Consider the following 16,432-nt stretch of genomic DNA (forward strand, 5'->3'; position numbering starts at 1 on the left):
ATGAAATTTGTTGACGAAGCCTACATTGACATCATCGCCGGAGACGGCGGGAATGGCTGCGTGTCCTTCCGTCACGAAAAGTACAAGGAATTTGGCGGCCCCAATGGCGGCGATGGTGGCCGCGGTGGCCATGTGTTTGCGGTGGCCGACGCCGCCTTGAACACCTTGGTCGATTACCGATTCTCCAAACGCTACGAAGCCAAACGCGGCCAACACGGCATGGGCTCGGACATGTTTGGCGCAGCCGGTGACGACATCATCTTGAAAATGCCGGTGGGCACCTTGCTGATTGACGCCGAAACCAACGATGTGTTGTTTGAGTTGCTCACGCCCGGTGAGGTCATCATGATCGCCAAAGGCGGTGACGGCGGCTTTGGCAACATGCGTTTCAAAAGCGCCATCAACCGCGCACCCCGGCAAAAAACACCTGGTTGGCCCGGCGACCGCAAGAACCTGAAGTTGGAATTGAAGGTCTTGGCCGACGTGGGTTTGCTTGGGATGCCCAACGCTGGCAAGTCCACCCTCATCAGCGCCATCTCCAACGCTCGCCCCAAAATCGCCGACTACCCGTTCACCACCTTGCACCCCAATTTGGGCGTGGTGCGCGTGGCCGCCGAGCAAAGCTTTGTGGTGGCCGATGTCCCCGGCTTGATTGAAGGTGCCGCCGAGGGCGCGGGTTTGGGCCATCAGTTTTTGCGCCATTTGCAGCGCACCCGTTTGCTGTTGCACATGGTCGATTTGGCCCCCTTTGACGAGGCTGTTGACCCCGTGGCGCAGGCCAAAGCCATCGTGCTGGAGTTGAAAAAATACGACCCCGCGCTGTACGCCAAGCCGCGCTGGCTGGTGCTCAACAAGCTTGACATGGTGCCCGCCGAAGAACGCGCGGCCCGGGTGAAAGACTTCGTCAAACGCTTCAAGTTCAAAGGGCCGGTGTTTGAAATTTCGGCGCTCAACCGCGAAGGCTGCGAAGGCTTGGTGCGGGCGGTGTTTGACCATCTACAAGCGCAGTTCAAATCCACCCAGGTGGAAGAAGCGCCCGATCCGCGTTTTGCCGTGGCCCCCATCGATACCCCCGCGCCCGACCATGCCTGATCACAACCCTGTTTTGCGGGATGCCCGTCGCATCGTGGTGAAGGTGGGCTCCAGCCTGGTCACCAACGAAGGCCGTGGTTTGGACGATGTGGCGATTGGCGAATGGTGCCGACAAATCGCCGTGCTGATGACCACCGAGCCACCACGCGAAATCATCATGGTTTCCAGCGGCGCCATTGCCGAAGGCATGAAACGCTTGGGCTGGGCCACCCGGCCGCATGAAGTGCATGAATTGCAAGCCGCTGCGGCGGTGGGCCAAATGGGCTTGGTGCACATGTACGAAACCAAGTTGCGCGAGCACGGCTTGGGCAGCGCCCAGGTGCTCTTGACCCACGCCGACTTGGCCGACCGCGAACGCTACCTGAACGCCCGCTCCACCTTGAACACCTTGTTGGCGCACCGCGTCTTGCCGGTCATCAATGAAAACGACACGGTGGTGAACGACGAAATCAAATTCGGCGACAACGACACCTTGGGTGCCTTGGTGGCCAATTTGGTGGAAGCCGATGCGCTGGTCATCCTGACCGACCAAAAGGGCCTGTTCAGCGCCGACCCGCGCAAAGACCCCAGCGCCCAGCTCATCCCCACGGGCCAGGCCGGTGACCCGCAGCTCGAACTGATGGCCGGTGGAGCGGGTTCCAGCATTGGGCGCGGCGGCATGCTGACCAAAATCTTGGCGGCCAAACGCGCGGCGGGATCAGGTGCCAGTACGGTCATCGCTTGGGGACGCGAACCCAACGCCTTGCTGCGCTTGGCCGCTGGCGAAAGCATTGGCACTTTGTTGGTCGCGCCCACCCAAAAGCAGCAAGCCCGCAAACAATGGATGGCCGACCATCTGCAATTGCGTGGTGCCATCGGCATTGACGCGGGTGCCGCGCACAAAGTGGTGCAAGAAGGCAAAAGCCTGTTGCCCATCGGCATGGAAAGCGTCAAGGGTGAGTTTTCTCGTGGCGATGTGATCGCCATTTGCGACGCGCAAGGCGTGGAAATCGCCCGCGGCTTGGCCAATTACGCCAGCGCCGAATGCCGCTTGTTGTGCAAAAAATCATCCACCGACATTCAAAGCCTGCTGGGTTACGTGGCCGAGGCCGAGATGGTGCACCGCGACAACCTGGTGCTGATGCGCGGCGCTTGAAGCTTGCCGCAAAAGCAGGTGCTTTGAATCAGCGCCAAAACCTCAAACCCACTCGCTCAGTTGGTATCTGAGGCGGCCGGCTTGTCCGCTTCAAAGGGCTCTGGGTGGATGGCCCGAGCGCCTTGTCGCAAAAAACGGGTGCGCGGTTCTTGGCGCGGCAAATAACGCGACAGCTCGGTGAGCGCCATTTCATAGACGCCGCGTTTGAACTCCACCACCGATTCCAAGGGCACCCAGTAGTTGTTCCAGCGCCAAGCGTCAAACTCGGGATGGGTGCTGGCGCGCAGGTTCAGGGCGTGGTCGGGCACCACCAGCTGCAACAAAAACCAAATTTGTTTTTGCCCTTTGTAATGGCCGCGAGCATCCCTGCGGATGTACCGATCTGGCACCTCATAGCGCAACCAGTCCCGGGTTCGGGCAACGATGCGCACATGTTCCGATTGCAGGCCCACTTCTTCTTGCAGCTCCCTGAACATCGCTTGCTCGGGTGTTTCACCGCGGTCGATGCCACCCTGGGGGAACTGCCAACTGTGGGTTCGGATGCGCTTGCCCCAAAAAACCTGGTTTCTTTGGTTGAGCAAAATGATGCCGACGTTGGGCCGAAAGCCGTCCCGGTCAAGCATAATCAAACCTCAAAATTTCAACTGAGGCCATTATGCACAGCAAGCGGCTGTCATCAAGAGGCTCAACCCACGTTTTCTCTGGTCCCAAGCGACCCCTCACTAGCGCATGAAAGCCTCACAGTTCCTCATCTCCACCCTCAAAGAAGCCCCCGCCGACGCCGAAGTGGCCAGCCACCAGCTGATGATGCGAGCCGGCATGATCAAAAAATTGGGTGCGGGCATTTACACCTACATGCCCATGGGCTTGCGGGTCATCCGCAAGGTGGAAGCCATCGTGCGCGAGGAAATGAACCGCGCCATGGCGGTCGAGCTGACCATGCCGGTGGTGCAACCCGCCGAGCTGTGGCAAGAAACCGGGCGCTTCGAGAAAATGGGCCCCGAGCTGCTGCGCATCAAAGACCGCCACGGCCGCGACTTCGTGATCCAGCCCACCAGCGAAGAAGTGGTGACCGACATCGCCCGCCAAGAACTGCGCAGCTACAAGCAGCTGCCGAAAAATTTCTACCAAATTCAAACCAAATTCCGTGATGAACGCCGCCCCCGCTTTGGCCTGATGCGGGGCCGCGAGTTCATCATGAAAGACGCCTACAGCTTTGACCGCACCAGCGCGGCCGCGCAGATCAGCTACCAAAACATGGCGCAGGCTTACCGCCGCATCTTCGACCGCTTTGGCTTGCAATACCGCGCCGTGGCCGCCGACAGTGGCGCGATTGGCGGCGATTTGTCCGAGGAATTTCAGGTGATGGCCGCCACCGGCGAAGACGCCATCGTCTATTGCCCCAGCAGCGACTACGCCGCCAACATGGAAAAAGCGCAGGCGCTGGCACCAAGCCAGCCGCGCCCAGCCCCTGCCCAAGCCCTGACCAAAACCCCCACGCCTGGTAAAAGCACCTGCGCCGATGTCGCCGTGTTGCTGGGCTTGCCGCTCACGCAGACCGTCAAATCTTTGGTGCTGGCCACCGATGAATTGAACGAGCAGGGTGAAGTTCTGAAGTCACAGGTGTGGCTGCTCTTGGTGCGCGGTGACCACGACATGAACGAGGTGAAAGTGGGCAAGTTGCCCGGCTTCGACAAAGGTTTTCGCTTTGCCACATTGGCCGAAATTGACACGCACTTTGGCTGCAAACCCGGCTACTTGGGCCCCGTGAATTTGGTGCAAGCCTTGAAGGTGGTGGCCGACTTGGAAGTGGCCGTGATGGCCGACTGGGTCTGCGGCGCCAATGCCGAAGACTTCCACATGACCGGCGTGAATTGGGGCCGCGATTTGCCCGAACCCGACCTCGTGGCCGACATCCGCAACGTCGTGGCTGGCGACGCCTCGCCCGACGGCCAAGGCGTGTTGGCCATCGAGCGCGGCATTGAAGTGGGTCATATTTTTTACCTTGGCACCAAGTACAGCCAGGCCATGAACGCCACGTTTTTGGACGAAGACGGCAAACCCAAACCCTTCGAGATGGGCTGCTACGGCATCGGTATCACCCGCTTACCGGCAGCGGCCATCGAGCAAAACCATGACGCCAAGGGCATCATCTGGCCGGACGCCTTGGCGCCGTTCACCGTGGTGGTCTGCCCCATCGGTGCCGACCGCAGTCCCGAAGTGAAAGCCGCCGCCGAGCAGCTGTACGGCAACTTGCTGGCCGCTGGCGTGGACGTGATCTTGGACGACCGTGGCGAGCGCCCCGGCGCCATGTTTGCCGACTGGGAACTGATTGGCGTGCCGCACCGCGTCACCATCGGCGACCGTGGCCTGAAAGAAGGCTTGGTGGAATACCAGCACCGCCGCGATGCCGAAGCCAGCAAGTGGGCGTTGGCTGAGGTGGCGGGCATGTTGAAGGCCAAGTTGGGGTAATTGGGGTCAGATTCCAATTATTCTAAATTTCGAGCTGTTTTTAGATGGCCTCAAAATGCCCTGTTTTGAGGGGGTGGTCAGCATGGGCGGGGCTTGCAGCCGTTTTTATGATACATGAACTCAACGTTTTGCTGAAAACTTGTATCACGATCTGTCGAAAAATAGGGGTCAGTTTCAATTCATTTCGCGCCGCAGTCGCGCTTGAGCCGCCCGCCCTGAGGACGCATTTTTCTGGTCTTTCGCTCAAAAAATGGTCCCCAAGCCGTGCGGCTCTGGCGTGATGTTTCTGGGCTAGTCAGATGGAGACACTGATGATGGCCCAGCGGGCGCGTGGGCAGCCAGCAATTCAGCGGCCCGTGTTTGCCAGCCCTTACCACTGGCTCGCCATCGTCGCAACACATCCTCGTCCAATCTGAGCGTCGTGGGGCGTTTGTGCTGCGCTTGAACGCTGCCAACTGGCCGCCCCCTCAAGCCTTTTTGGGCCAAGGCTTTGCCGACGCTGGCTTCAACGGGAACATCGCCGACCCGCCAAGTGCCGAGCAACATGTCCGCCTCGGTCAATGCAGGCGCGTCATCCGGATCGTTCCAAGGCTTGGTTGAAGATGTCGGTTTCACGCTCATTGGCTTTCCTCAGTGAGATGATTCGGCGAACCGCGCCGCGCGGCGTCCAAACAATGACCACCAGCCTGCTTCGCATGAGCGCCCAAGTGATGAACCGAGTTTCACCATAGCCTTTTCGAATGTCTTCAAAGGTGTAGGTCACGCCCTCAAAAGCACGCTGACAATCTGCAAAATCCAAGCCCCGATGCAGCAGGGTTTGGCCGCGCTTGATGGGATCGAACTCAATCTTCATTTAATTGTACATTCAATTAATCATCAAATAAATCTCCCAATTCTCTCTAAAAGTACCAAATAATGAATTAAAAAATATTCAGTAAATGGCGTGCAACCCAAAAATCCTGCAAATGCGAAGCCAACAAATGCGTTAATCGGCGTCTAAACTTCTCCCCTTTCAATCGTGAGAGGAATCTATGGATAAGCCAACAGATTCAAAACATGACACCAAGCCAGTGCTCTATCCCCAAAAAGTCAACTCGCGGTCTGGCTTGAAAGAATTGCTCATGACTGACGAAGCCAGAGGACTTTTGAAGCTTCCCGAGAAGCGTGTCATGCAAACGTTAAGACCACCACCTGAGCTTGATTAACAAATTGAAACCATTTTTGGCAGGTCTCCTCTGCCTTTCGGCAACCGCCACCTGGGCTGGTCCCCAGCGCGAAGAACACTTGGCGGATTCGGTGCGCATCGCCATGTCTTCTGCCGTGGCCGACTTGCCGCCGCCCACGCCGTATTTGCCCACGCCGCAAGACGAACAGGCCTACCAGCTGTGGCTGGCGCACAGCCAAACCCAATTGGCCAGAAGGCTGCGAAACAAACAAGGCCAATGGCGTTTGCCCGAGCTGGCCTCGCCCGAATTGCAGTTGGCGTTTTTGCAAACCGTTTGGTATGAAAGCCAACGCGCTGCGCTGGAGCCCTCATTGGTGCTGGGACTGATTGAGGTGGAAAGTGGTTTCAGAAAGTTCGCCATCAGCAGCGCCGGGGCGCGGGGCGCGATGCAGGTGATGCCTTTTTGGACCCGCCAGTTGGGCACAGGGGACGCCTCGGTGTTGTTTCAGTGGCAGGCGAATCTGCGCTTTGGTTGCGTCATCTTGCGCCACTACTTGGCGATAGAGCAGGGCGATGTGCACATGGCTTTGGGCCGTTACAACGGCAGCCGGGGCCAGTTGGCCTATCCGCGGGCGGTGTTGGCTGCCCAGCGGCGCTGGCAGCCCTGAGCTTTAAGCGCCCAGCACCTTGGGCAGTTCGCCACTTTCATACATCTCGGTCATGATGTCCGAGCCGCCGATGAATTCACCCTTCACATACAGCTGTGGGATGGTGGGCCAGTTGCTGTATTCCTTGATGCCTTGGCGAATCTCGGCGTCGTCCAGCACATTGATGGTGGTGAGGGTTTTGGTGTCCACGCCGCTGGCCTTGAGCAGCTGAATGGCGCGGCCCGAAAAACCGCACATGGGGAAGCTGGCGTTGCCCTTCATGAATAACACGATGTCGTTGTCTTTGACCAATTGGTCGATGCGTTGATGCACGTCTGTCATTTCTGGCTCCAAATAAAAAACCGAGGCTTTGCGCCCGCTAAGGGGGGATTATTTCACTTCTGGCCACCTGCCACCGGTGCAGCGCGGGATGCCCGCGAGGTCCTTGCGGCTTTGCACTTGGTCAAAGCCCGCTTGTTGCAGCAAGGCTTGCACAGCATCGGCTTGGTCATGGCCGTGCTCTAACAGCAGCCAGCCGCCGGGCAGCAGATGCGCCGGGGCCTGCGCGGCAATTGTTCGGATGTCGTCCAAACCGTCCGTACCGCTGACCAAAGCTGCTTGGGGTTCGGCTTGCAGGGCAGGCAAATGCGGGTCGTCGTCCGCGATATAGGGTGGGTTGGACACGATCACATCAAAGCGGCCTTGCACGCCGCTGAGCCAGTCGCCATGCAGAAAAGACACCGCCAAACCGAGTCGCTGGGCATTGGCTTGCGCTACTTGCAAGGCGTCATCACTGGCGTCCACGGCACTCATCAGCCAATCTGGGCGAGCGTGTTTCAGGGCCAGTGCAATGGCCCCGCTGCCTGTGCCCAAGTCCAACACCTCTGCGGCTGGCGGGCCGATCTCCAGCGCCCAATCCACCAAGGTTTCGGTATCGGGGCGCGGCACCAAGACCCGCTTGTCCACTTGCAAACGCAGACCGTGGAAGTCTTGCCAACCAATGAGGTAAGCCAAGGGGTCGTGCTGCAAGCGGCGTTCCACCAATGCGTTGAAACGGCTCAGTTGTTCGGCGTCAAGGAAGTCCGTGTCGTGCACCAGCAGCCAAGCGCGGTCGTGCGGGTCCTGTGCCACCGCATGCAGCAGCAAAGTTTGGGCTTCCAAATGGTCCAAGCCCTGCGCTTTGGCCTGTTGCAAGGCCTGCGCCATGTTCACGTTTGGCCTTCCAAAGCCGCCAATTGCTCGGCCGCTTCATACGCTTGCAGCGCCTCAATCACATCGCCCAAGTCGCCTTCCATGATGGCCAACAATTTGTAAAGCGTGAGGTTGATGCGGTGGTCGGTGAAGCGCCCTTGCGGGAAGTTGTAGGTGCGGATGCGGTCGGAGCGGTCGCCGCTGCCAATCAAGGATTTGCGCTCGGCGGCGTCTTTGGCGGCGCGTTCGGCGCGGTCTTTTTCTTGAATGCGAGCGGTCAGCACCCGCAGCGCTTGCGCCTTGTTGCTGTGCTGGCTGCGCCCGTCTTGGCATTCGGCGACGATGCCGGTGGGCAAGTGGGTGATGCGCACCGCCGAGTCGGTTTTGTTGATGTGCTGGCCGCCCGCGCCGCTGGCGCGGAAGGTGTCGATGCGCAACTCAGAGGGGTTGATTTGAATGGCTTGCGCTTCGTCAGGCTCGGCCAACACCGCCACGGTGCAAGCGCTGGTGTGGATGCGGCCCTGGGTTTCGGTGGCGGGCACACGCTGCACCCGATGGCCACCCGACTCGAACTTCAGTGCCCCATAAACGCCAGCGCCTTCAATGCGAATCACCACCTCTTTGTAGCCGCCCAATTCACTGGCCGACTCGCTGATCACCTCGACGCGCCACTGTTGGCTGGCGCAATAGCGGGTGTACAGGCGCAGCAAATCACCGGCGAACAACGCGGATTCGTCGCCGCCCGTGCCAGCGCGGATTTCTAAAAACGCGTTGCGTGCGTCGTCTGGGTCTTTGGGCAGCAGCATGCGTTGCAACTGCGCTTCCAGCGTGGCCATGCCTGCGCTGCCGTGCGCCAATTCTTCTTGCGCCATGGCCTGCACCTCTGGGTCGGGGTCTTGCAGCATGGCTAGGGCGGCTTCAAGGTCGGCGCTGTGTTGCAGCCATTTTTGATAGGGCGTGACCAAGGCCACCACCTCGGCATGTTCGCGCGACAGCACCATGAACTGGGTCATGTCTTGCATGATGTCTTCGCGGGACAGCAAAAAATCCAGCTCGGACAGGCGTTGCACCGAGCGCTCAAGCTGAGCGCGGATGAAAGGTTTCATAGGGGTAGCCTCAGCTAACGGCTGGAGCGCAAGAAGAAGTGTTCGATGGCGCTGCGGGCTTCTTGGCGGGCATGGGCTTCGTCGGCATGAAGCTCGGTCATGGCGCCGTGCAGCATTTTTTGCGTGAGGCCTTTGGCCATGGCTTCCAGCACGGCTTCAACCGGCTCGCCTTTGGCCAGCATTTTTTGGGCGCGTTGCAACTCGGCGCTGCGCCAGGCTTCGGCTTGCTGGTTGAGTTGTTGAATCAGGGGGACGTCGGAGCGTTGGTCCAGCCAATGCACAAAACTTTTCACGCCTGCATCGATGATTTCTTCGGCTTCAGCCACGGCTGCTTGACGGCTGGCTTGGCCGGTTTGCACCACCTGGGACAAGTCGTCGACGGTGTACAGGTAGACATCACGCAGTGATTTCACCTCGGGTTCGATGTCGCGGGGCACGGCCAAATCGACCATGAACATCGGGTTGTTGCGGCGGTTTTTCAGGGCCCGTTCGACGGCACCCAGGCCAATCAGCGGCAAGGTGCTGGCGGTGCAACTGATGACGGCATCAAACTCGTGCAACCGGTTGGGCAGCTCGGCCAAATGCATGAAACGCGCACCGATTTGCTGGGCCAGGTGTTCGCCGCGCTCCGAGGTGCGGTTGGCCACGGTCATGGACTTCGGTGATTTGGCCGAAAAGTGGGCGGCGCACAGTTCGATCATTTCGCCAGCACCAACGAAAAGCACATTGATTTTGCTCAGGTCTTCAAACAACTGTCCCGCCAAGCGCACCGAGGCAGCGGACATGCTGATGCTGTGGGCGCCAATTTCGGTGCTGCTGCGCACCTGCTTGGCGACAGCGAAAGAACGCTGGAACATTTGGTGCAAGGTGGAACCCAAAGCCCCCGCCTCGCGGGCCACGCGCACCGCGTCTTTCAGTTGACCCAAGATTTGCGGCTCGCCCAAGACCATCGAATCGAGACCACTGGCCACGCGAAACGCGTGGCGAGCGGCTTCATCGCCCAGCAGGCTGTAGGTGTGGCCTTCGAGGGCATCGGTGCTGACACCGCCGGACTGGGCCAACCAAGACATGGTTTGGGGAAGCGACACCTGCTGAGAGGCACAGTAAATTTCGGTGCGGTTGCAGGTGGAGAGGATGGTGGCTTCGGTTTGGCCGCCAATGCTTTGGCGAAAACCTTCGAGCACCGGACCCATTTGTTCGACAGCAAAGGCAAAGCGCCCCCGCAAATCAAGTGGTGCGGTGGTGTGGTTGAGACCGAGCGCCCAAACAGACATAGGGGGTGATTATAAAATTGAAGTGATGGATCTTCTGTCGCTTTCTGTTCACGTGGTCAATTTCATTGCGCCTGCACTTGGCGTAGCCGCATGGATCACCCTCATCTATCCCTTGGTATGGCGCCAAGAACAAGCTTGGAAGGCTTGGAAAAAGAAGTTTGTCCTGAACAGCTTGGCGGGTTGCGCCATGCTTTTGCTGGGTTTGCTGCTGTTGGGGCAAGACGGCAAGATGATCAGTTACACCGCCATGGTCTTGGCGATAGCGAGCAGCCAATGGTTATTAAGTCGTGAAAAGACTGCTTGAGAAGGCCCTAGGTTAATATTCAAGACTTATTCATGAACGCGCCAACGCCCCTCCACCATTTGTCAATGGCCGTCCAAGACGGTCCTCGGCTTCGCGAAATTCCCTACAACTACACCTCGTTTTCCGACCGCGAAATCGTCATTCGCTTGCTGGGCGACCCGGCGTGGCAGATTTTGGAAGCCTTGCGGGCTGAACGACGCACCGGACGTTCTGCCCGCATGCTCTACGAAGTGTTGGGTGACATCTGGGTGGTGCAGCGCAACCCGTATTTGCAAGACGACTTGCTGGACAACCCCAAGCGGCGCAAGTTGTTGGTGGATGCCTTGCAGCACCGCTTGCGCGAAGTGCACACCCGACGCACCAAAGACCTGGACGGCGAACGCGATGCGCTGGTGGGTCAACTGATTGACCAAGCCCAGCAGGCGGTCAAGGCTTTTGCCGCGCAATTTGGGGTGGTAGACAAACTTCGAAGCCGTGCCAAACGTGCATTGCGCAAACACACCGCCCTAGATAACATCAAATTCGACGCCATGAGTCGGGTGTCCCATGTGACCGATGCCACCGATTGGCGGGTGGAATACCCGTTTGTCGTGTTGGCTCCAGACACTGAAAAAGAAATGGCCTTGCTGGTCAAAGCCTGTATTGATTTAGAGCTGACCATCGTGCCGCGCGGCGGCGGCACCGGTTACACCGGCGGCGCGATTCCCCTGACTTGGAAAAGCGTGGTCATCAACACCGAAAAGCTGGAAACCATCGGGCAGGTGGAGCACTTGGTGTTGCCGGGCCTGAGCCACACCGTGCCCACGGTGCACACCGAAGCCGGTGTCGTCACGCAGCGCGTGGCCGATCTGGCCGAGCAAGCAGGTTTGGTGTTTGCCGTCGATCCCACATCGGCAGAAGCTTCTTGCATCGGCGGCAACATCGCCATGAATGCGGGTGGCAAAAAAGCCGTGCTGTGGGGCACGGCGCTGGACAACCTGGCCAGCTGGCGCATGGTCACCCCAGACGCGCAATGGCTGGAGGTGATTCGCATCAACCACAACCTGGGCAAGATCCACGATGCCGAGGTGGCGAGTTTTGAGCTGCATTATTTTGAAGCCGATGGTGTGACGCCGCTGCGTTCAGACCGTTTGGACATTCCGGGCGCCAGCTTTCGCAAAGCGGGTTTGGGCAAAGACGTCACCGATAAATTTTTAAGCGGTCTGCCGGGCATTCAAAAAGAAGGTTGCGATGGCTTGATCACCAGTGCCCGCTGGATCTTGCACCGCATGCCCAGCCACACCCGAACGGTGTGCCTGGAGTTTTTCGGCTCGGCGCATGAAGCCGTGCCCAGCATCGTCGACATCAAGAACCACATGTTCGAGGTGGCGAAACAAAGCGGCACGGTGTTGGCAGGCTTGGAACATTTGGACAAGCGCTATTTGAAAGCGGTGGGCTACACCACCAAATCCAAGCGCGGCGGTATGCCCGAGATGGTGTTGTTTGGCGACATTGCCGGCGACGATGCGGATGATGTGGCGCGGGTCACCTCGGATGTGGTGCGTTTGGCCAATGCCCGTTCTGGCGAAGGTTTCATCGCTGTCAGCCCCGAAGCCCGCAAGAAGTTTTGGCTCGACCGCAAACGCACGGCGGCCATCAGCCGCCACACCAACGCCTTCAAAATCAATGAAGACGTGGTCATTCCCTTGCCGCGGATGGCCGAGTACACCGACGGCATCGAACGCATCAACATCGAACTCTCCTTGCGCAACAAAATTGCGCTGTGCGATGCGCTCGACAATTTGTTGGCGCGTGAAAGTTTGCCCTTGGGTGCGGCCGAAGACGACGCCGACACACCCACGCCAGAGTTGCTGCAAGAGCGCATCGACCAGGCCCGTGCCCACATTGCCGAAGTGCGCAGTTTGTGGCTGGGTTGGCTCAGCAATGTTGAAGCACTGTTGTTGCAACTGCAAACGCATGAACTTCGTGCCAGCTGGAAAACCCAATTGCGCCCGCAGTTGCACGATTTGTTCAGCGGCGCCGCGTTCGCGCCCTTGCGCCAAGAGTTCGATGCGGTGCACCAACGCGTCTTGAAAGGACGGGTCTGGGCCGCGCTGCACATGCACGCGGGTGACGGCAATGTGCACACCAATTTGCCGGTCAACAGTGACGACTACGAGATGCTGCAAACCGCGCACGAAGCGGTGGACCGCATCATGGCCTTGGCGCGTTCGTTGGATGGCGTCATCTCCGGCGAGCACGGGATTGGCATCACCAAGTTGGAATACCTCACGCCGCAAGAGATGCAGCCCTTTGCCGACTACAAAGCCCGCATCGACCCCGAGGGTCGATTCAACAAAGGCAAGTTGCTGAAAAACGCCGATCTGAGCCGCGCTTACACGCCCAGCTTTGGCTTGATGGGCCACGAGTCGCTCATCATGAAACAGTCGGACATCGGTGCCATTTCCGACTCCATCAAAGACTGTTTGCGTTGCGGCAAATGCAAGCCGGTGTGCGCCACCCATGTGCCGCGAGCCAATTTGCTCTACAGCCCACGCGACAAAATTTTGGCCACCTCCTTGTTGATTGAAGCCTTTTTGTACGAAGAGCAAACCCGCCGCGGCATCTCCATCAAGCACTGGGAAGAGTTTGAAGACGTGTCAGACCATTGCACCGTGTGCCACAAGTGCGCCACACCTTGCCCGGTGAAAATCGACTTTGGTGATGTCACCATGAACATGCGCAACCTGTTGCGCAAAATGGGTCGGCAAAGTTTCCGACCCGCGTCGGCATTCCAGTCTTGGTTGGTGGGAACCGTCAACCCGCAAGCCATTCAACTGGGGCACCAACTCACCCGTTTGGGCATGCAAGCGCAGCGGGTGGCCCATGGCTTGTTCGCCACCTTGGCCCACAAGCAAACCAAGCATCCCCCAGCCACGGTCGGTGCCGCGCCTTTGAAGGCGCAGGTGATTCATTTCGTGAATAAAAAAATGCCCAAGGGCTTGCCCAACAAAACCGCGCGAGCCTTGTTGGACATTGAAGACCGCGACTATGTGCCGATCATCCGCAACCCGCAACAAACCACGGCTGATGCCGAAGCGGTGTTTTATTTCCCCGGTTGCGGCTCCGAGCGCTTGTTCAGCCAAGTGGGCTTGGCCACGCAAGCCATGCTCTGGCATGCGGGAGTGCAAACCGTGTTGCCGCCGGGCTATTTGTGCTGTGGTTATCCGCAGCGCGGCTCGGGCCAGCAAGACAAGGCCGAGAAAATCATCACCGACAACCGGGTGCTGTTCCACCGTGTGGCCAACACCTTGAACTACCTGGACATCAAAACCGTGGTGGTCAGTTGCGGCACGTGCTTTGACCAACTGCAAGGCTACGAGTTCGACAAAATTTTCCCGGGCTGCAAGATTGTCGATATCCACGAGTACTTGCTGAGCAAAGGCATCACCTTGCCCGGCGGTCAAAGCTACCTTTACCACGACCCTTGCCACAGCCCAATGAAGCAACAAGCGCCGATGAAAACCGTCAAAGCCTTGCTGGGTGAGCAGGTGCTCGAGAGCAAACGTTGCTGCGGTGAAAGCGGCGGTTTGGCTTATGCGCGGCCCGACGTGTCCACCCAAATTCGCTTTCGCAAAGAAGAAGAAATCTTGGCTGGTGAAGCGGCGTTGCGCGACAAGGGCTGGGCTGCGCCCGAAGACAATATCAAGGTGCTCACGTCCTGTCCAAGTTGCATGATTGGTCTGAACCGTTTCCAAGATGATTTGCAAAACGGCTTGCTCGAAGCCGATTACATCGTGGTGGAAATGGCCAAGAAATTGTTGGGCGACAACTGGATGGCCGAGTATGTGCAAGTAGCCAACGCAGGTGGCATTGAAAGGGTTTTGGTGTAACAACATGGCAGGACTTCAACCCCACACTCCAAACCCCGTGGACATCGTGTTGCACAACGCGTCCAAGGTGCTTGAAATTGCCTTTGACAATGGCAACACCTATCGGATTCCTTTTGAATTGATGCGTGTCTACAGTCCCTCCGCCGAAGTGCAAGGCCACGGCCCAGGGCAAGAGGTGTTGCAAACCGGCAAGCGGCATGTGGGCATCACGGCACTCGAACCGGTGGGCCACTACGGCGTGCAACCCAGCTTCAGTGATGGCCACAACAGCGGTATTTTTTCCTGGGATTACCTCTACAACCTGGGCGCTCAGCAAGCGTCCTTGTGGGCGCAGTATGAACAGCGTTTGCAAGCCGCCGGTGTGGACCGCGATGCCCCCATGGCCGAGCGCGGTGGCGCGGCCTGTCACTCTTAAGGCAAGCCCATGGCAACCACAGACTTCGGTTTCAAAACAGTGGACGAGCAAGACAAAGCACGTCGGGTGCGCGGCGTCTTCGATTCGGTGGCCTCCAAATACGACGTGATGAACGACCTCATGTCCATGGGCTTGCACCGCGCTTGGAAGGCTTACACCGTGATGGTGGCCAACTTGAAGCCCGGCGACCAAGTGCTGGACATTGCAGGCGGCACCGGCGACATGGCTGGGGCTTTCGCCGAGAACGTGGGCGGCACCGGCACGGTGGTGCACACCGACATCAACCTGGCCATGCTGCGCGAAGGGCGCAACCGCTTGACCGACGAGGGCAAGTTGCTGCCCACCACGGTGTGCGATGCTGAGCAATTGCCATTCACCAACGAGCGTTTCGACCTGGTTTGTGTGGCCTTTGGACTGCGCAACATGACCCACAAGGATCGCGCCTTGCGCGAAATGGCGCGTGTGCTCAAGCCTGGCGGCAAACTGATGGTGTTGGAATTTTCCAAAGTAGCCCCACCTCTGACCAAGCTATATGACTGGTATTCCTTTCAGGTTTTGCCGCGACTGGGCAAAATGGTGGCTGGTGACGATGCCAGTTACCGGTACCTGGCAGAGTCGATTCGCATGCACCCTGACCAAAGCACGCTCAAAGCCCTCATGCAACAAAATGGCTTTGCGCATGTGGACATTCACAACCTGTCCCTGGGTGTGGTGGCCTTGCATGTTGGCATCAAGTGTTGAATCAAGCGTTTTGAACCACGGGAGTCTGCATTTCATGAAGTTCTCAAGCTTTCTTTTGGTCTGTCTCTTGGCCTTGACGGGTGTTCAAGTTGAAGCCAAACGCTTTGGTGCAGGTCGCTCCATGGGACAACAGTCTGGCAATGTGACCAACCGCGAAGCCACTCGAGCAACCACCGCCAAAGCCCCCCAAGTTGCGCCTAGCGTCACACCCTCATCACCACCCCTTGGCAAAACAGCCATGGCTGGTCGCTCATGGGGCGGCGTGCTGGGCGGTGTGGCTGCTGGTTTGGGATTGGCTTGGTTGGCGCACACCATGGGTCTGGGTGCAGAGTTTGGCCAGTTTCTGATGCTTGGCTTGGCTGGCTTGGTCTTGATGATGGCCTTGGGCTTGTTCATGCGACGCCGTGCCATGCAACATGCAGATGCTCATGGCGGGGGTAATTCGGCAGCTTTCCCAGACCAAATGCGGGCATACAACCCCGCCAAAATCGGCAACGATGCCTCGGCCCGACCGTGGGAGCAACAGGCAAGCTACTTTGACGCCAGTTCTTCAGCGTCTCGTCAAAGCACCCGCATTGGCGCTTCTCTGATTGGTCATGGCGCCGACTGGACCATACCCGATGGTTTTGATGCTGCAGGATTTGTGGCTGCAGCCAAACAAAATTTCATCAGCTTGCAAGCCGCTTGGGACCGGGCTGACATTCCAGCTTTGCGCATCATGATGACTGACAACATGGTCGCTGAAATCCAATCTCAATTGGCCGAGCGCGCTCTTTTGGTGCAAGGGCCCAATACCACGGAGGTGGTCATGCTGGAGGCGCAGTTGCTGGGCATTGAGGACTTGGGCGAAGGTTACATGGCCAGCATCGAGTTTTCCGGCATGATTCGCGAAGATCCTGCCTCTGGACCGAATCCCTTCCGTGAAGTTTGGAACATGACCAAGCCCAAACAAGGCTCTAGCGGTTGGTTGGTCGCGGGTGTTCAAGCCTTGCAATAATCAGTCAATTTCATTCATCGA

General features: G+C 58.4%; 16 protein-coding genes. 9 read left to right on the plus strand and 7 right to left on the minus strand.

Annotation, left to right across the window (positions count from 1 at the left end):
• Nucleotides 1-1,092 carry a GTPase ObgE gene (obgE, locus tag AC8GFP_RS07550; protein ID WP_506611822.1) on the plus strand — a complete coding sequence of 364 codons (1,092 nt, stop codon included), beginning with the start codon at nucleotides 1-3 and terminating at the stop codon, nucleotides 1,090-1,092.
• On the plus strand, nucleotides 1,085-2,227 hold the full coding sequence (gene proB, locus AC8GFP_RS07555) for a glutamate 5-kinase (RefSeq protein ID WP_506611824.1): 1,143 nt from the start codon (nucleotides 1,085-1,087) through the stop codon (nucleotides 2,225-2,227). Before obgE ends, proB begins: the two co-directional genes overlap by 8 nt.
• Nucleotides 2,228-2,283: 56 nt before the next feature.
• Here the strand turns inward: proB and AC8GFP_RS07560 are convergent, their stop codons facing one another.
• Entirely contained in the window at nucleotides 2,284-2,850 is a 567-nt protein-coding gene (locus AC8GFP_RS07560; RefSeq protein ID WP_506611826.1) for an RNA pyrophosphohydrolase, read from the minus strand.
• 106 nt (nucleotides 2,851-2,956) lie between these two features.
• On the opposite strand from AC8GFP_RS07560, the gene AC8GFP_RS07565 reads away from it, so the two are divergent.
• The gene (locus AC8GFP_RS07565; protein WP_506611828.1) at nucleotides 2,957-4,699 is read left to right on the plus strand and encodes a proline--tRNA ligase; all 1,743 of its coding nucleotides are present in this window, start codon (nucleotides 2,957-2,959) and stop codon (nucleotides 4,697-4,699) included.
• 291 nt (nucleotides 4,700-4,990) lie between these two features.
• Here the strand turns inward: AC8GFP_RS07565 and AC8GFP_RS07570 are convergent, their stop codons facing one another.
• Both AC8GFP_RS07570 and AC8GFP_RS07575 read right to left on the minus strand, forming a co-directional pair.
• Nucleotides 4,991-5,320 carry a BrnA antitoxin family protein gene (locus tag AC8GFP_RS07570; RefSeq protein WP_506611830.1) on the minus strand — a complete coding sequence of 110 codons (330 nt, stop codon included), beginning with the start codon at nucleotides 5,318-5,320 and terminating at the stop codon, nucleotides 4,991-4,993.
• Nucleotides 5,271-5,552: a BrnT family toxin gene (locus AC8GFP_RS07575; protein WP_506611832.1), complete on the minus strand. Its 282-nt coding sequence runs from the start codon at nucleotides 5,550-5,552 to the stop codon at nucleotides 5,271-5,273. The genes AC8GFP_RS07570 and AC8GFP_RS07575 overlap by 50 nt, the downstream gene beginning before the upstream one ends.
• 368 nt (nucleotides 5,553-5,920) lie before the next feature.
• On the opposite strand from AC8GFP_RS07575, the gene AC8GFP_RS07580 reads away from it, so the two are divergent.
• A complete protein-coding gene (locus AC8GFP_RS07580) occupies nucleotides 5,921-6,532 on the plus strand; it encodes a lytic transglycosylase domain-containing protein (RefSeq protein ID WP_506611833.1) in 612 nt (203 codons plus the stop codon).
• Between the two features lie 3 nt (nucleotides 6,533-6,535).
• Here the strand turns inward: AC8GFP_RS07580 and grxD are convergent, their stop codons facing one another.
• The 4 genes from grxD to hemA are packed head-to-tail and all read right to left on the minus strand — an operon-like array spanning nucleotide 6,536 to nucleotide 10,082.
• Nucleotides 6,536-6,853, minus strand: a complete 318-nt coding sequence (grxD, locus tag AC8GFP_RS07585; RefSeq protein ID WP_506611835.1) for a Grx4 family monothiol glutaredoxin — start codon at nucleotides 6,851-6,853, stop codon at nucleotides 6,536-6,538.
• A 48-nt stretch (nucleotides 6,854-6,901) separates the two neighbouring features.
• The gene (gene prmC, locus AC8GFP_RS07590) at nucleotides 6,902-7,717 is read right to left on the minus strand and encodes a peptide chain release factor N(5)-glutamine methyltransferase (protein ID WP_506612313.1); all 816 of its coding nucleotides are present in this window, start codon (nucleotides 7,715-7,717) and stop codon (nucleotides 6,902-6,904) included.
• Between the two features lie 2 nt (nucleotides 7,718-7,719).
• A complete protein-coding gene (gene prfA, locus AC8GFP_RS07595; protein ID WP_506611837.1) occupies nucleotides 7,720-8,808 on the minus strand; it encodes a peptide chain release factor 1 in 1,089 nt (362 codons plus the stop codon).
• 14 nt (nucleotides 8,809-8,822) lie between these two features.
• Complete coding sequence (hemA, locus tag AC8GFP_RS07600; RefSeq protein WP_506611839.1) at nucleotides 8,823-10,082, minus strand: glutamyl-tRNA reductase; 1,260 nt, start codon at nucleotides 10,080-10,082, stop codon at nucleotides 8,823-8,825.
• A gap of 25 nt (nucleotides 10,083-10,107) precedes the next feature.
• On the opposite strand from hemA, the gene AC8GFP_RS07605 reads away from it, so the two are divergent.
• From AC8GFP_RS07605 to AC8GFP_RS07625, 5 genes are read left to right on the plus strand one after another with little or no spacing between them, the layout of a single operon-like run.
• On the plus strand, nucleotides 10,108-10,386 hold the full coding sequence (locus AC8GFP_RS07605; protein WP_506611841.1) for a hypothetical protein: 279 nt from the start codon (nucleotides 10,108-10,110) through the stop codon (nucleotides 10,384-10,386).
• A 32-nt stretch (nucleotides 10,387-10,418) separates the two neighbouring features.
• Nucleotides 10,419-14,258, plus strand: coding sequence for a DUF3683 domain-containing protein (locus AC8GFP_RS07610; RefSeq protein WP_506611843.1), 3,840 nt, complete (start codon nucleotides 10,419-10,421; stop codon nucleotides 14,256-14,258).
• Nucleotides 14,259-14,262: 4 nt separating this feature from the next.
• The gene (locus AC8GFP_RS07615; RefSeq protein ID WP_506611845.1) at nucleotides 14,263-14,673 is read left to right on the plus strand and encodes a gamma-butyrobetaine hydroxylase family protein; all 411 of its coding nucleotides are present in this window, start codon (nucleotides 14,263-14,265) and stop codon (nucleotides 14,671-14,673) included.
• 9 nt (nucleotides 14,674-14,682) lie between these two features.
• Nucleotides 14,683-15,414, plus strand: coding sequence for a bifunctional demethylmenaquinone methyltransferase/2-methoxy-6-polyprenyl-1,4-benzoquinol methylase UbiE (gene ubiE / locus AC8GFP_RS07620; RefSeq protein ID WP_506611847.1), 732 nt, complete (start codon nucleotides 14,683-14,685; stop codon nucleotides 15,412-15,414).
• A 34-nt stretch (nucleotides 15,415-15,448) separates the two neighbouring features.
• Entirely contained in the window at nucleotides 15,449-16,411 is a 963-nt protein-coding gene (locus AC8GFP_RS07625; RefSeq protein WP_506611849.1) for a Tim44 domain-containing protein, read from the plus strand.
• Nucleotides 16,412-16,432 lie beyond the last annotated feature (21 nt).

Source organism: Limnohabitans simekii (SeqCode), assembly GCF_965234735.1.
GTDB classification, from domain to species: domain Bacteria; phylum Pseudomonadota; class Gammaproteobacteria; order Burkholderiales; family Burkholderiaceae_C; genus Limnohabitans; species Limnohabitans simekii.

Coding starts and splice junctions, on each gene's coding strand:
- AC8GFP_RS07570 (WP_506611830.1), bottom strand. CDS start 5,320: ATGAGCGTGAAACCGACATCTTCAACCAAGCCTTGGAACGATCCGGAT.
- ubiE (WP_506611847.1), top strand. CDS start 14,683: ATGGCAACCACAGACTTCGGTTTCAAAACAGTGGACGAGCAAGACAAA.
- AC8GFP_RS07560 (WP_506611826.1), bottom strand. CDS start 2,850: ATGCTTGACCGGGACGGCTTTCGGCCCAACGTCGGCATCATTTTGCTC.
- hemA (WP_506611839.1), bottom strand. CDS start 10,082: ATGTCTGTTTGGGCGCTCGGTCTCAACCACACCACCGCACCACTTGAT.
- prfA (WP_506611837.1), bottom strand. CDS start 8,808: ATGAAACCTTTCATCCGCGCTCAGCTTGAGCGCTCGGTGCAACGCCTG.
- obgE (WP_506611822.1), top strand. CDS start 1: ATGAAATTTGTTGACGAAGCCTACATTGACATCATCGCCGGAGACGGC.
- AC8GFP_RS07575 (WP_506611832.1), bottom strand. CDS start 5,552: ATGAAGATTGAGTTCGATCCCATCAAGCGCGGCCAAACCCTGCTGCAT.
- prmC (WP_506612313.1), bottom strand. CDS start 7,717: ATGGCGCAGGCCTTGCAACAGGCCAAAGCGCAGGGCTTGGACCATTTG.
- AC8GFP_RS07615 (WP_506611845.1), top strand. CDS start 14,263: ATGGCAGGACTTCAACCCCACACTCCAAACCCCGTGGACATCGTGTTG.
- AC8GFP_RS07565 (WP_506611828.1), top strand. CDS start 2,957: ATGAAAGCCTCACAGTTCCTCATCTCCACCCTCAAAGAAGCCCCCGCC.
- AC8GFP_RS07625 (WP_506611849.1), top strand. CDS start 15,449: ATGAAGTTCTCAAGCTTTCTTTTGGTCTGTCTCTTGGCCTTGACGGGT.
- AC8GFP_RS07610 (WP_506611843.1), top strand. CDS start 10,419: ATGAACGCGCCAACGCCCCTCCACCATTTGTCAATGGCCGTCCAAGAC.
- proB (WP_506611824.1), top strand. CDS start 1,085: ATGCCTGATCACAACCCTGTTTTGCGGGATGCCCGTCGCATCGTGGTG.
- grxD (WP_506611835.1), bottom strand. CDS start 6,853: ATGACAGACGTGCATCAACGCATCGACCAATTGGTCAAAGACAACGAC.
- AC8GFP_RS07605 (WP_506611841.1), top strand. CDS start 10,108: ATGGATCTTCTGTCGCTTTCTGTTCACGTGGTCAATTTCATTGCGCCT.